At 75.2% G+C, this 13,856-nt stretch carries 14 protein-coding genes; 9 read left to right on the top strand and 5 right to left on the bottom strand.

The annotated features are described in order from the left end of the window. Positions 1-61: 61 nt before the first annotated feature. From pgm to ACRYRX_RS01480, 4 genes are all read left to right on the top strand, one after another. Complete coding sequence (gene pgm, locus ACRYRX_RS01465) at positions 62-1,717, top strand: phosphoglucomutase (alpha-D-glucose-1,6-bisphosphate-dependent) (protein ID WP_432510016.1); 1,656 nt, start codon at positions 62-64, stop codon at positions 1,715-1,717. A gap of 1 nt (position 1,718) precedes the next feature. Further along, the gene (locus tag ACRYRX_RS01470) at positions 1,719-2,081 is read left to right on the top strand and encodes an RNA-binding S4 domain-containing protein (protein WP_432510017.1); all 363 of its coding nucleotides are present in this window, start codon (positions 1,719-1,721) and stop codon (positions 2,079-2,081) included. Continuing rightward, on the top strand, positions 2,078-3,106 hold the full coding sequence (locus ACRYRX_RS01475) for an oxygenase MpaB family protein (RefSeq protein WP_432510018.1): 1,029 nt from the start codon (positions 2,078-2,080) through the stop codon (positions 3,104-3,106). Before ACRYRX_RS01470 ends, ACRYRX_RS01475 begins: the two co-directional genes overlap by 4 nt. 115 nt (positions 3,107-3,221) lie before the next feature. Beyond that, entirely contained in the window at positions 3,222-5,168 is a 1,947-nt protein-coding gene (locus tag ACRYRX_RS01480) for a SpoIIE family protein phosphatase (RefSeq protein WP_432510019.1), read from the top strand. A gap of 22 nt (positions 5,169-5,190) precedes the next feature. Here ACRYRX_RS01480 and ACRYRX_RS01485 read toward each other — a convergent pair whose 3' ends face one another. After that, positions 5,191-6,099, bottom strand: coding sequence for an aldo/keto reductase (locus tag ACRYRX_RS01485; RefSeq protein WP_432510243.1), 909 nt, complete (start codon positions 6,097-6,099; stop codon positions 5,191-5,193). Between the two features lie 97 nt (positions 6,100-6,196). Here ACRYRX_RS01485 and ACRYRX_RS01490 point away from each other — a divergent pair, with 97 nt between their 5' ends. From ACRYRX_RS01490 to ACRYRX_RS01505, 4 genes are all read left to right on the top strand, one after another. Further along, positions 6,197-7,636 (top strand): glucose-6-phosphate dehydrogenase, encoded by a 1,440-nt coding sequence (locus ACRYRX_RS01490; protein ID WP_432510020.1) that lies wholly within the window; start codon positions 6,197-6,199, stop codon positions 7,634-7,636. A 112-nt stretch (positions 7,637-7,748) separates the two neighbouring features. Further along, positions 7,749-8,111, top strand: coding sequence for a PadR family transcriptional regulator (locus ACRYRX_RS01495; RefSeq protein WP_432510021.1), 363 nt, complete (start codon positions 7,749-7,751; stop codon positions 8,109-8,111). Beyond that, complete coding sequence (locus tag ACRYRX_RS01500) at positions 8,108-9,136, top strand: hypothetical protein (protein WP_432510022.1); 1,029 nt, start codon at positions 8,108-8,110, stop codon at positions 9,134-9,136. The genes ACRYRX_RS01495 and ACRYRX_RS01500 overlap by 4 nt, the downstream gene beginning before the upstream one ends. 281 nt (positions 9,137-9,417) lie before the next feature. Beyond that, a complete protein-coding gene (locus tag ACRYRX_RS01505; protein ID WP_432510023.1) occupies positions 9,418-9,831 on the top strand; it encodes an ester cyclase in 414 nt (137 codons plus the stop codon). A gap of 24 nt (positions 9,832-9,855) precedes the next feature. Here ACRYRX_RS01505 and ACRYRX_RS01510 read toward each other — a convergent pair whose 3' ends face one another. Continuing rightward, on the bottom strand, positions 9,856-10,410 hold the full coding sequence (locus ACRYRX_RS01510; protein WP_432510024.1) for an MOSC domain-containing protein: 555 nt from the start codon (positions 10,408-10,410) through the stop codon (positions 9,856-9,858). A 24-nt stretch (positions 10,411-10,434) separates the two neighbouring features. Next, complete coding sequence (locus ACRYRX_RS01515) at positions 10,435-11,100, bottom strand: TetR/AcrR family transcriptional regulator (protein ID WP_432510025.1); 666 nt, start codon at positions 11,098-11,100, stop codon at positions 10,435-10,437. A 103-nt stretch (positions 11,101-11,203) separates the two neighbouring features. On the opposite strand from ACRYRX_RS01515, the gene ACRYRX_RS01520 reads away from it, so the two are divergent. Beyond that, positions 11,204-12,106 carry an SDR family NAD(P)-dependent oxidoreductase gene (locus ACRYRX_RS01520; RefSeq protein WP_432510026.1) on the top strand — a complete coding sequence of 301 codons (903 nt, stop codon included), beginning with the start codon at positions 11,204-11,206 and terminating at the stop codon, positions 12,104-12,106. 24 nt (positions 12,107-12,130) lie between these two features. On the opposite strand, the gene ACRYRX_RS01525 is transcribed toward ACRYRX_RS01520, so the two are convergent. Next, positions 12,131-12,667, bottom strand: coding sequence for a hypothetical protein (locus tag ACRYRX_RS01525; protein WP_432510027.1), 537 nt, complete (start codon positions 12,665-12,667; stop codon positions 12,131-12,133). A gap of 200 nt (positions 12,668-12,867) precedes the next feature. Next, positions 12,868-13,833, bottom strand: coding sequence for a cupin domain-containing protein (locus ACRYRX_RS01530; RefSeq protein ID WP_432510028.1), 966 nt, complete (start codon positions 13,831-13,833; stop codon positions 12,868-12,870). Between the last annotated feature and the right edge of the window lie 23 nt (positions 13,834-13,856).

A 13,856-nucleotide genomic window follows, 5' to 3' on the forward strand; every position in this document is an offset into this window, starting at 1 on the left:
GGTGCAGCATCATCGGGCACGACCGACGCGAGCCTGGACCAGCAGGAGTGACGAGGAAGCCATGACGAACCCCCGCGCAGGACAGCACGCCGAGCCCTCGGACCTCATCGACGTCGCGCACGTCGTCACGGCCTACTACGCCACGCGGCCGGACCCCTCCGACGTCGGGCAGCGCGTCGCGTTCGGCACCTCCGGGCACCGCGGTTCCAGCCTCGACGGCGCCTTCAACGAGCACCACATCCTCGCCACGACCCAGGCGATCGTCGACTACCGCCGCGAGCAGGGCTACGACGGCCCGCTGTTCGTCGGCCGCGACACCCACGCCCTGTCCGAACCGGCGTGGGTGTCGGCGCTGGAGGTCCTGGCCGCGAACGACGTCACCGTCCTCGTCGACGACCGCGACTCCTGGACGCCGACCCCGGCGGTCTCGCACGCGATCCTCGCCGCGAACCGCGACGGTTCCACGATCCGCACCACGGGCCCGGGCCTGGCCGACGGCATCGTCGTCACCCCCTCGCACAACCCGCCCCGCGACGGGGGTTTCAAGTACAACCCGCCGAACGGCGGGCCCGCCGACACCGACGCGACGGGCTGGATCGCGAAGCGGGCCAACGAGTACCTGGAGAAGGACCTCGACGGGGTGCGCCGCATCCCGTTCGCGCGGGCCCGCGCGGCCGCGCAGGGCTACGACTTCCTCGGCACCTACGTCGACGACCTGCCGAACGTCCTGGACGTCGACGCGATCCGCGAGGCGGGGATCCGCATCGGCGCGGACCCGCTGGGCGGGGCCAGCGTGGAGTTCTGGCAGGCGATCGCCGACCGGCACCGCCTGGACCTGACGGTGGTGAACCCGCTGGTCGACCCGACGTGGCGATTCATGACGCTGGACTGGGACGGCAAGATCCGGATGGACTGCTCCTCCCCGTCGGCGATGCACTCCCTCATCGACCGGCGTTCGGAGTTCCAGATCGCCACCGGCAACGACGCCGACTCCGACCGGCACGGCATCGTCACCCCCGACGCGGGGCTGATGAACCCGAACCACTACCTCGCCGTCGCGATCCAGTACCTGTTCGGGAACCGCACGGGCTGGCCGGCCGGGGCGGCCATCGGCAAGACGCTGGTGTCGAGCTCGATGATCGACCGGGTCGCGCAGTCGCTGGGCCGTGAACTGCTGGAGGTCCCCGTCGGGTTCAAGTGGTTCGTGCCGGGTCTGCTCGACGCGTCGGTCGGTTTCGGCGGCGAGGAGAGCGCGGGCGCCTCGTTCCTGCGCAAGGACGGGTCGGTGTGGAGCACCGACAAGGACGGCATCCTGCTGGCCCTGCTGGCCTCGGAGATCACCGCCGTCACCGGCCGCACGCCCAGCGAGCACTACGGCGACCTCATCGGCAGGTTCGGCCGCCCGCAGTACGTCCGCAGCGACGCCGCCGCGACCCGCGAGCAGAAGGCGACGCTGTCGAAGCTGTCCGCGGACCAGGTCGGCGCGACGGAACTGGCCGGGGAACCCATCACCGCGAAGCTCACCGAGGCCCCCGGCAACGGCGCGGCCATCGGTGGCCTGAAGGTCGTCACCGAGAACGCGTGGTTCGCGGCCCGCCCCTCGGGCACCGAGGACGTCTACAAGATCTACGCCGAGTCGTTCAAGGGTGCCGACCACCTGCGCCACGTCCAGCACGAGGCGCAGGAACTGGTCGACGGGGTCCTGTCGGGGACGTGACGTGACGCGGATCGACCAGTGGACGTGGGCGGTCCGGCTCTTCAAGAGCCGGTCCGTCGCGACCGCTGCCGTCAAGGCGGGCCACGTCCGGCTCAACGGCGACCGCGCGAAACCCGCCTCCGCCGTGCACGTCGGGGACGAGGTGCGGGTCCGCGCGGAGGGCTACGAGAAGGTGTTCGAGGTGGTGCAGCTGCTGGAGAAGCGGGTGGGCGCACCCCTGGCGCAGGCCGCCTACGTCGACAAGTCGCCGCCTCCCCCGCCGCGCGACGAGTTCTTCGGCGCGTTCGGGACCCGCGACCGCGGGGCGGGACGGCCCACGAAACGCGACCGCCGCGAGATGGACGAGCTGAGAGGACGCCGGTGAACCTCGACGAGGCGCCGTTCCACGGGGACCCGCTCGCCGACGCCCTGGCCGACGCCGTGCGCGCCGACCCCGCGCTGCGCGCCGAGCTGGCGAAGGCCCTGGACGCCGGGTCGCGGGGCGCGCCGTCCCCGGTGCGGGAGTTCGTCGCCGACCTCGAGCGGGTCGCCGACGCCGCCGACCCGGACCTGCTGCGGGCCGGGGCGCGCGCCACGTTCACGACCCCGCAGGCCGTGCACGTCTTCGACGTGGGCGCGGGCGCGCTCATCAGTTCCTACCGGCCCCCGGGGCCGGCGACGATCCTGGTGGGCACGGGCCGGCTGGTGGGCTCGGCGCACCTGCGCCTGACCGACACGGCCCGCTGGCTGACGGCCGCGTCGCTGCCCGGCGGGCTGGTCCGCGGGGCGCCGGGGTGGCGGATGACGGCGCACGTGCGGCTCGGGCACGCCCTGGTGCGCCGCGCCGTGCGACAGGACGGCCCGCACACCCCCATCAGCCAGTTCGACTCGCTGCGGACGTGGCTGGACTTCACGGTGGTGGCGCCGCGCTCGGCGCACCGCCTCGGGTTCGGGACCACCGACGCGGAGTACGCGCAGTTCCTCGACCACTGGCGGGTGCTGGGGGAACTGCTCGGCGTCCACCCCGACCTGCTGGCCCCGGTCGTGGACCGGCCCTCGGCCGTGGCGCTGCTGGCCGAGGTCGACGCCCGCACCGGCCCGCCCAACGAGGACTCCCGCACCCTGACGGCCGCCGGGCTGGACGCGCTGGCGACGGGGCTGGCCGACCTGACGCCGGTGCCGCAGCGGGTGGGGCTGGTCGCGGCCCGGGCCGTGGCCCGCCGGTTGCAGGGCGAGCAGGCCGACGCCCTCGGGGTGCCCCGCGCCGGCGGGTGGGAGCGGGTGGTGCCGGTCGTCGCCGCGGCCGCCGCCGCGCACCGGGCGCTGCTGCGCCGCCGTCCCGCGGCGTGGGAGCGGATGGTCGAGCGCAACGTCGCCGCGAACCGGGCCTTCCTCGCGCAGACGGGGTGAGGGCGGCGCTCCCGGACCGGCTCGGCGAAACCGACTGTCGGAGAGTGCAGACACGGCCACGCGCCGTTGCGTAGGGTCGTGACACGGGAACCACCGATCTGGCGGAGGAAGCCGGATGACGAACGTCCTGCGGCTCGACGCCCTCTTCGCCCACCTCCCCACCGCGCACCTCGTGCTGGACCGCGACCTCGTGATCGTCGAGGCGAACCGGGCGTACACGACGATGCTGGACCGCACCCGCGAGGAACTCGTCGGCCGGCACGTCTTCGACGCCTTCCCCCCACCGGACGGGGACCTGGACGAGCACGGCGCCCACCGCACCGAACTGTCCTTCCGCCGGGTGCTGGCGGGCGAGACGGACGTGCTGCCCGCCGTGCGCTACGACGTGACGGACCCCGGGACCGGGCAGCTGCACCCGCGGCACTGGTCGGTCGTCAACGCCCCGCTGCGGGGCGCCGACGGCGAGGTGCAGTTCATCCTGCAGCGCGCCGAGGACATCACCGACTACGTCCTGGAACGGGCCCGCGCCGACGGCGCCGGAGCCGAGCTGTTCCTGCGGGACCGGGAGGTGGAGGCCGCGCGCCTGGCCGAGCAGGTCGCGGCCCGGACGGTCGCGGCGCAGGCGCTGGTGGCGCTCGACCTCATCGACGCCACCACCTGCGCCGAGGCCGCCGAGGTCCTGCGCCGGTTCGGCCGGTCCGTGCTCGGCGCGGCGACCGTGGCGGTGCACCTGCTGGACGAGCGGCCGGCCGGCAGCGCCGCCGCCGAGGTCACCGCCGCCGGGTGCACGACGCTGGTCCAGACCGCCGTCGTCGTCGACGGCGTCCAGCTCGGGGAGCTGGCGCTGGGGTGGAGGCGCCCCCACGAGCTGACGCCCACCGACCACGAGGTCGTGGGGGCCGTGGCCGCCCAGTACGGCCAGGCGGTGCTCCGGCTGCGTCGCCGCGACGCCGAGCGGCGGGCCACCGAGAACGCCCTGGTGATGTCGGAGACGTTGCAGCGCAGCCTGTTGTCCGAACCCGCGCGGCTGGACGGCCTGGAGCTGACCACCCGGTACCGGGCCGCGGCGCAGCAGGCCCGGGTCGGCGGCGACTGGTACGACGGGTTCCGCACCGCCGACGGGACGGCCGTGCTGACGGTCGGGGACGTCAGCGGCCACGACGGGGAGGCGGCCGCGCTCATGGGGCAGGTCCGCTCGCTGCTGCGGGGCATCGCCTACGCGGTGCCCGCCCACGCCGGGCAGCTGCTCGACGTCGTCGACGACGCCCTGTTCGACCTCGGCGTGGACGCCCTGGCGAGCGCGGTGCTGGTCACCGTCCACCACGGCGCCGACGGCGGGCGCACGGTGCGGTGGTCCAACGCCGGCCACCCGCCGCCGCTGGTGCAGCTGCCCGACGGCAGCGTGCAGGTCCTGGCCCGGACCCCCGAACTGCTGCTGGGCTGCCAGACGGGCACCGGCCGGACCGTGCACGAGCACCCGTTCCCCGACGGCGCGTCGCTGCTGCTCTACACCGACGGCCTCGTCGAACGCCGCGGCTCGACGATCGACGACGGCATCGACTGGTTGCGCCGGCGGCTGGAGTCCCTCGCGGGCCGGTCCGCCGAGGAGGTGTGCGACGAGTTGCTGACCGCCGTGGACGGGGAGGCCAAGGACGACGTGGTGCTGCTGCTGGCCCGGGCGGTCCCGGTGACCGCGGACCTCGTGGAGGCGACCCTGGCGGGTGGCCCGACGGCCGTGGCGCGGGCGCGGGAGCTGGTGACGACGGCGTGCCGGCGGGCGCAGGTGGCCGAGGGCACCCGGGACGCGGCGGTGCTCGTCGCGAGCGAGGCCGTCACGAACGCCCTCGTCCACGGCCGGGGGGCGGTGCGGCTGGCCGTGTCCGTCCGCGACGCCGCCGTGCGCCTGGAGGTCAGTGACTCCGAGCCGGCGACGCCGGTGCGCCGCGCGGTGGACCTGGACGCGCTGGGCGGTCGCGGGATGCAGCTCGTCGACGCGCTCGCCGCGGACTGGGGGGTGCGGGCCCGGCGCGACGGCAAGACCGTGTGGATCGACGTGCGCTGACCCGGTGCCCCGGACCGGGCGCTCAGGTCCAGGGCAGCGCGCTGCGCGTCGACCAGTACGCGGCGGGCGGTTCGGCCGCGCCGTCGGGCACGACGGCGGGGGGCCGCGCGGCGAGGTTCTGCGCCAGCTGGCCGGTCGTCACCGCGCCGCTGAGGACGACGTCGGCGAACGGCTGCCGCAGCACCGCCCCGAGGGCGAAGGCGTCCACCGTCTGCCCCTCGACGGCCGCCAGCGCCGCGATCGCCGGGTCGGCCCCGGCCGCGGTGAGCCGGCCGTTGGCGACGCCCTCCTTCACCACGACGAGCCAGCCCTCGTCGTGGGCCTGGGCGAGCACCGGCCCGACGGAGCGTTCCAGCAGGTTCCACGTGGACTGCACGACGCTGAACGGGGTGTCGGCGCGCAGGGCCCGTTCCAGCACCGCGCCCTGGGCCGGGCCGCTCGTGGACAGGCCCACCCGGACCCCGTCGGCGGCGAGGGCGCGCAGCGCGCCCAGCAGGGCGGTGTCGTCCAGGGCACCGCTGTCGGGGGTCACGGAGTGGACGAGGTAGACGTCCGGGGGGCCGCCGAGGGCTTCCAGCGTCTGCGGCCACTGCCGTTCGAAGGCGGCGAGGGAGTGGTCCTTGCGCTCGTGGACGGGCGCGTCCAGCGACCACCCGCCGACGTACTCGTAGCCCCACTTGGACCCGACGGTGAGCTGTTCCCGGCGGCCGGGGTGCGCGGCGAGCCAGCTGCCGAGGAAGCGTTCGGCGTGGCCGTAGGAGCGGGCGACGTCGACGTACCGGACGCCGGCCGCCCACGCCGCGTCGAGCAGTTCGTGGCAGCGCGCCTCGAGGTCGTCGACGGACCGTGACGGCGGGAGGTCCCCGTCGCGACCGGGGGTGAGGTAGGCGGGACGGCCGGCGGCGGCCAGCCCGAGACCGAGGCGGTGCACCCAGGGGGACGCGTTCGTCACTCGGCTAGCGTAGGCGCGGGTGCCGACCCCGCACCTCCCCCCGAGTCCCCCCGAGTCCCCCTGAGTTGGAGACGACATGAACAACGCGCTGGGCGCCACCACGAGTGCCGGCCCCACCGTCTTCGTGGTGTACGGCGCCAGCGGTGACCTCGCCAAGCGCCTGGTCATGCCGGGCTTCGCGGCGCTGGCCGCGGCGGACCTGCTGCCCGAACGGTGGGTCCTCATCGGTTCCGGTCGCCGCGCCACCCCCGACGACCGGTACCGCGACCACGTCCGCGCCGGGCTGGAGGAGTTCGCCCGCGGCAAGAACGGCGTGACCGACGAGGTCATCGCCTCGATCCTGCCGGGCCTGCGGTTCGCCGGGGGCGGTTTCAGCGCCGACGACCCCGGTGAGCTCCTCGACGCGATCGCCGCGGCGAAGGAGGAGGTCGGGGACGACGCGCAGGTCGTCCACTACCTCGCGCTGCCGCCGTCGACGTTCGAGGACTACACGAAGGCCATCGCCGCGCACGGTCTGGCCGAGGGCACCCGCGTCGTCTACGAGAAGCCGTACGGGACCTCGCCGCAGTCGTTCGAGGAGCTGGACCGGCTGGTCCTGTCGGTGTTCGACGAGCAGCAGGTGTTCCGCATCGACCACTTCCTGGGCAAGGAGGCGACCCAGCAGCTGCACGTCCTGCGGTTCGCGAACCGGATGATCGAGCAGTTGTGGTCCAACGAGCACGTCGCGCAGGTGCAGATCGACGTGCCGGAGGTCCTGGGCGTCGACGAGCGCGCCACGTTCTACGACGAGACCGGCGCGACCCTCGACATGCTGGTCACCCACCTCCTGCAGGTCGCGGCCGAGGTGGCGCTGGACCCGCCCGCGGACTGGACCTCCGAGGCGCTGGCCAAGGCCCGCGAGGACGTCCTGGCGAAGTTCCGCCCGATCGACCCCGACGAGGTCATCCTCGGCCAGGGCAGCGGGTACCAGGAGATCAAGGACGTCCGCGAGGGTTCCACGACGGACACGTTCGTCGCGGCGCGGGTGTGGGTCGACACCGAGCGCTGGAGCGGGGTGCCGTTCGTCCTGCGCACCGGCAAGAAGCTGGCCGAGTCCCACCAGCACGTGACGCTGGTGTTCAAGCGGCCGTCGAACTCCCCGCAGAAGGACGACGGGGCGGCGCCGGAGACGCTGACGTTCACGTTGTCGGGCAACGGTTCCGTGTTCGCCGGGGTGACCGCCCGCCGTCCGGGCGTGTCCGACGACCTGGTGCCGGGGAAGCTGTACCTGGACCTGGCGGAGCTGCCGAACGCCGAACCGCTGCCGCCGTACGCGGCGCTGCTGCGGGACGTCCTCATCGGCGACCGCGCCCTGTTCACCACCTCGAACGGCCTGCGGGACGCGTGGCGGGTCGCGGCGCCGATGCTGGACCGCCGTCCCGAGCTGCACCCGTACGAGCCGGGTACCTGGGGGCCGGCGGCGGCCGAGGCGATCGCCGCCCCGTACGGCTGGCTGACCGAGCAGCACCTGTCCTGAGGTTCGTCCTCCCGCGCGCCGTCGTCCCCCCGGGGGCGGCGGCGCGCTGTCGTTCCCGGGGGGTGCCACCCCACTAGTAGATTTTCCGACTAGTCGATGGCATGATGAGCGGGTGCCCGACACTTCGACCGCGCCCGAGTGGCAACGCGGCGTCCTCGCCGCCTGCGCCCTGGGGGTGCTCGAACGCGGCAGCGCCCACGGCTACGCCGTCGCCCAGCAGTTGCAGGCCGCCGGCATCGGCCCGGTCAAGGGCGGCGCGCTCTACCCCGTGCTGAACCGGCTGGAGCAGGAGGGCGCGCTCACCTCCGCGTGGCAGGAGGGCCAGGGCGGCCCCGGGCGCAAGGTGTTCAGCCTCACCCCCGCCGGCCTGACCCGCCTGGGAGAACTGCGCCGGCAGTGGCGACCGTTCGCCGCCGCCGTCGACGCCGTCCTCGGCGCGGACGACCGGACGACCCCCCCGAGGAGGACGACGTGAGCAGTGCCCTCGACCGACGCTGGCCCACCCCCGAGGACCAGGCCTGGGCCGACCGCGCGCTGTGGCGGCTCGTCGCCCGCGAAGGCGTCCCCGGCGACCTCGCCGACGACGTCCTCGCCGACGCGCACCAGGCGTGCCTCGAAGCGCGGCGCCCCGCCGGGGAACTGTTCGGCGACGCCGACCGGTACGCCGCCGACGCGGCCCGGGAACGGCTGCCGGAGGCCGACCGGGCCGCCGCCGACCCCGACGGCGCCTCCCCGCGGGACCGGTGGCCGACCTGGTTCCTCGCCCTCGGCTGGGCCACCCTGCTGCTCGGCCTGACCCTGCTCGCCCGCCACGGCTGGTCCCTGCCCGTCACCGCCTGGGGCCTGGCGGTCTACGCCGCCGCCGTCGCCCTCGGCACCGGCGCCCACCGGGGCCTGCGGGAACGCCGGGCCGGGCGGCTGCGGCGCGGCTGGGCCTGGTGGCGCGCCGGTGCCGCCGTCCTCGTCGGGGTGCTGGTCGTCGCCTCGCCCCTGCAGGACCGGCCCGCCCTCGCCGTCGTGCCCACCGCCCTCGTCCCCGCCGCCGGAGCCCTCGCGCTGGCCGTCGGGTTCCGGTGGCCGCACCGCACCCCGCGCCCCGACCTCGCCGACCCCACCCCGCAGCAGTGGTTCGACGACCTCGCGGGCCTGCTGCGCGGGCGGTACTCCCTGACCCGCCGGGAGGTCGCGCGCCACGTCCAGGAGACCCGCTCCTTCTGGGCCGACAGCGGCGCCGCGCACCCCGCCGAGGAGTTCGGGACCGCCGAGGAGTACGCGCTGCGGCTGACCGACGGCTCCCCCGCCGCCCGCCGGGGACGGGCCCGGGGCGCGGCGTGGCTGTGCACGGCGCTCGCCGCCTCCTGGTGCTGGACGGTGGCCGACCAGGCCCTCATCGAGGGGGCCGGCTGGGGCCTGGCCTGGCGCGTCGGCGGGCTGCTGCTGTTCACCTCCGTCGCGGTGCGCGAGTGGCGGCGGACGCTGCGGCTGCGCCCGGCCCGCTGACCCCGCCGGGCGGACGACGGGGAACTCACCGGCCGACGCCGCCGGTGACGAGCGCGGAGTTCGACCGCACCAGCCACAGGCTCACCAGCGACCCCGGCACCGCGGGCCCCGGCGCGATCACCGTCGCGAACCGGCACCGAGGAGGCGTTCGAGGGGGACGCGCGCCTCGTCGCGGAACACCGCCGGGGCGTCGATCACGGGCGAGGAGACCACCGTCGACGGCGGGACCGTCCCCACCACCTGACCGGGCGCCGGCACCGCACCTGTGGTCGCATCACCCCGTGGAACCCGAACCCCAGGACGTGACCGCCGTCTACGAGCGGTACCTGGCCTGCTGCAACGACCACCGCGTCGAGGACCTCGGCGAGTTCGTCGCCGACGACGTCAGCGGTTCCGGACCCGTCGACGGCCTGGCCGCGTACGTCGAGGGCGTCGCGGCGGTGATCAGGGGTTTCCCCGACTACCGCTGGGAGCTGCAGGAGAAGGTGGTGCAGGGGGACACGCTGTGCGCGCGCCTGGTCGGCCGGGGAACGCACACCGGGACCTTCAGCGGCATCGCCCCCACCGGCCGCACGATCAGCGTCCAGGAACTCGTGGTGTACCGCTTCGCCGGCGGGAGGATCGTCCGGTGCTGGGGCGACCTCTACCCCGTGGTGCGCGACGCGCTGAGGTCCGCCGGGGACACCGCGGGCTGAACCGTCCCCGGTGGCCGGTGCCGTTCAGACGCGTTCCAGGGCTTCCCAGGGGCGCGGCGGGACCTCGACCTCGACGCGGTCACCGGCCCGCACCGGCCCCCCGCTGAGGACGACGCCCATGATCCCGGCCTTGCGCACGGTCGCGCCGTCGGCGCCGCGGGAGACGACCGCCTCGAGCAGGCCGGGCTGGAAGGCGTCGATCTGCGCGCAGGGGTTGCGCAAGCCGGTGACCTCGACGACGGCCCGCTCCCCCAGGTGCAGCCGGGTGCCGCGCGGCAGGCCGAGCAGGTCCAGGCCGCGCGTGGTGACGTTCTCGCCCAGCCGGCCCGGGCCCACCGCGAAACCCCGCTCGCGCAGTTCGTCGTGCAGTTCGCCGTGGAGGAGGTGCACCTGGCGCAGGTTCGGCCGGTACGGGTCGGCGGCCACCCGGGAGCGGTGCTGGACGGTGACCCCGGCGTGGGCGTCGCCCTCGACGCCGAGCCCGGCCAGCAGGGTGATGCCCGCGGTGACGTCCTTGCTGAACCGGTGTTCCCCGTCGCGGCTGACCGCGGTGACCCACCCCCCCGGGATCTCGCTCACGCACCGATCATCGCGCACCCGCGGTCACTCGCGCGGGACGGCGCCCAGGAGCACGGTGCGGATCGCCAGCCGCAGGGAGTCCTCCAGCTCCCGGTGCAGGACGGCGAGCTCCGGTTCGGCCTCGTAGGCGGCGAGCACCCCGGGCGGCGGGGAGCTGTAGGGCGCCAGGGCGCCGGCCAGGACCATCGTCTGGAAGCCGGAGGTCTCGGCGGCGGCACCGAGCTCGGGCACGTACCGGCGCAGCAGGTCGGCCAGGACGCCGAGGTGGGCCAGGACGGTGCGCTTGTGCCGCCGGACGACCTCGGCGGTGACGTTGTGCTCCAGGACGCCGCCCTGCGCCCCCACCAGCTCGCACAGCACCCGCCGGCCCGCCAGGGACCGGGCGAGCACCGCGGACAGCTGCTCGGCGCGCGGCACCAGCGGCAGGCCGGGGTCGACGCCGGCGGCGAGTTCCCCGGCGAGCTGGGCGAGCCAGTCCCGCAGCACGGAGTCCATGAGCTCCAGGAGGACGCCCTCGCGGGAGTCGAAGTAGCGCAGCACGTTCGACTTCGCCAGGCCGACGCGGCGGCTGAGCTCGTTGAGGCTCACGTCGGCGACGGGCATCTCCTCGAGCATGGCGGCCGCGGTGTCGAGGATCGCCCGGCGCCGGATCTCGCGCTGCTCGGGGCTGCGGGCCCGCTGGAACGTCACGCCGGGACCCTAGCACTTTCAGACCGGCGGTCTCTTGACAGCGGACCGACGGTCTCTTAGCGTCGTCCCCACAACAGACCGATGGTCTCTTCAGGAGGACGACATGAGCACGAACTGGACCGCCCGCGACGTCCCGGACCAGCACGGCCGCGTCGCGGTCGTCACCGGCGCCAACACCGGGCTGGGCTTCGCCACCGCCGAGGTCCTCGCCGCGCGCGGCGCCACGGTGGTCCTCGCCGTGCGCGACCTCGACAGGGGCAGGCGGGCCGCGGCCCGCCTGCCCGGGGACGTCACCGTGCAGCAGCTCGACCTCACCTCGCTCGCCTCGGTCCGCGACGCGGCGGCCGCCCTGCGCGCGACGCACCCGCGCATCGACCTGCTCGTCAACAACGCCGGGGTCATGTACACCCCGAAGCAGACGACCCGCGACGGTTTCGAGCGGCAGTTCGGCACCAACCACCTCGGCCACTTCGCCCTCACGGGCCTGCTGCTGGACGCGCTGCTGCCCGTACCCGGCTCGCGCGTGGTGACGGTCAGCAGCGTCGGTCACCGCATCCGCGCCGCGATCCACTTCGACGACCTGAACTGGGAACGCTCGTACTCCCGGGCCGGCGCCTACGGGCAGTCCAAGCTCGCCAACCTGATGTTCACCTACGAGCTGCAACGCCGGCTCGCGGCGCACGGCGCGGGCACCGTCGCCGCGGCCGCGCACCCCGGGGTGTCGAACACCGAGCTCGTGCGCAACTCCCCGGCCGCGGTCCGCGCCCCGATGGACCGGCTGGCCCCGTTCCTCGCGCAACCGGCCGCGATGGGCGCCCTGCCGACGCTGCGGGCCGCGACCGACCCGGCCGTCCTGGGCGGGCAGTACTACGGCCCCGGCGGTCGCGGCGAGGTCCGCGGGTACCCGCGCGTGGTCACCTCCAGCCCGCAGTCCTACGACCTCGCGGTCCAGCGGCGGCTGTGGGCCGTCTCGGAGGAACTCACCGGCGTGCGGTTCCCCGTGTGACCGTCGGACCGCGCGAGGCGGCGCTCAGCCGGGGCCCTCGCCCTGCCCGGGGGAGGTGACCGGGGCCGGGTCGCTGCCGGCGGGCGGCGCCGCCCGGGGCGGGTGCGTCGCGCCGGACAGCGGCGCGAAGGCGTACACGCCCCGTTCTCCGCCCGGACGGGTCACGACGTCGGGCGCCGGCAACGGTTCGTCAGGCACGGCGGGGTCGGAGACGAAGGCGAGGTAGGGCTCGGCCAGCACGTGCCGGCGGGTCGGGTCCCGGTCGAAACCCACCTCGAGGGCCTCCTCCAGGTGGGTCAGGAGCAGGTTCAGCGCGGCCTGCACCGGTGCTCCCCCGAAGGCGCTGACGGCGTCGGTGGCCAGGCCGCGGCAGACGGTGCCCAGTTGCCCGGGGGTCACGTGGAACCGCAGGGGTGGGTCCAGGACGGTACCGGCCGGGGAGACGTCGGTGACGAAGTCCCAGCGGTGCAGCACGAAAGCGCCGTCGACGTACTGCACGTCGGGGTCGACGTGCTCGCGCAGGCGGCGCGTCAACCCGGCGAAGAACTCCTCGTCGTCCACCCCGGCAGCGTAGGACCGCGGTGCGGTCCGGCTACGGCCGGTGGTCGCCGGGACGCGGTCAGCCGGGACTCCCCCGGCCCAGGACGTCGACGCCGAGACCGTCGAAGAGGTGCTCGTGGTGCAGGGCCCGGGAGGTGACCTCGATCGGCACCGGCGCCGCACCGACCCGGGCGGCGAGGCCGTGGTGTCCAGGGCGCCCGTCAGCCGACCGCCGCGGAACCCGGGGCGGTGGCCGCCGCGCGCCGGAACCCGCTCGGGCTGATCCCGCGGACCCGCTTGAACGCCGTGCTGAAACCGAAGGGGTCGACGTACCCCACGGCGCGGGCGACCTCGGCGACGGTCGCCCCCGGGCGTTCCAGGAGCAGGTCCGCGGCCAGCGCCATCCGCCAGTTCGTGAGGTAGGTCAGCGGCGGTTCGCCGACCAGGTCGCTGAACCGCTTGGCCAGCGTGGCGCGCGAGACCCCCGCGCGCCGGGCCAGCGCGGCGACCGTCCACGGCGCGGCGGGATCGGTGTGCAGCAGTTGCAGCGCCGTGCCCGCCACCGGGTCGTGCTGGGCCGCCCACCAGGCCGGCGCCCGGCCGCCGGGACGGTCGAAGAACTCGCGCAGGGTGGTGACGAGCATCCAGTCCAGCAGGCGGTCCAGGACGATCTGCTGACCGGGGGCGTCCACGGCGATCTCGTCGGCGAGGTGACCGAGCACGGGGTCCAGCGCCCCGCCGGCGTCCACCCGCAGCACGACCGGCAGCGCCTCCACCAGCCGGCGGCTGATCTCCCCCCGCACCGGGTAGGCGCCGACGACGAAGACCGTCGACCCGTCCTCGCCCGCGCCGGGCCCACCGGGGTCGTACCAGCCCAGCCGGTGCCGGGTCCCGCCCAGTTCCGGCGTCGCGCACTCCACCCCGCACTCCACCGGGACCGCCGCCGTGCCGACCTCGTCGACGAAGGTGAAGGTCCCCGGGCCGCGCACCAGCACCGTGTCGTGCGCGCCGAGCCGCACCGGCGGCTCGTGCTCGGGCACGACCCAGCCCCCGCCGCGCACCACGGTGGCCAGGGTCAGCGGGGCCCCGTCCACGAAGTGCAGGGACCACGGCGGGGTCAGCGTCGTGCTGCCGAACAGCGAGCCGTGCGCCCGCACGCCCCGCAACAGGTCGCTGAACGCGTCCACCCCACGACGTTAGACGATCACGA

Source organism: Kineococcus lubricus, from assembly GCF_050871965.1.
Lineage (GTDB): Bacteria > Actinomycetota > Actinomycetes > Actinomycetales > Kineococcaceae > Kineococcus.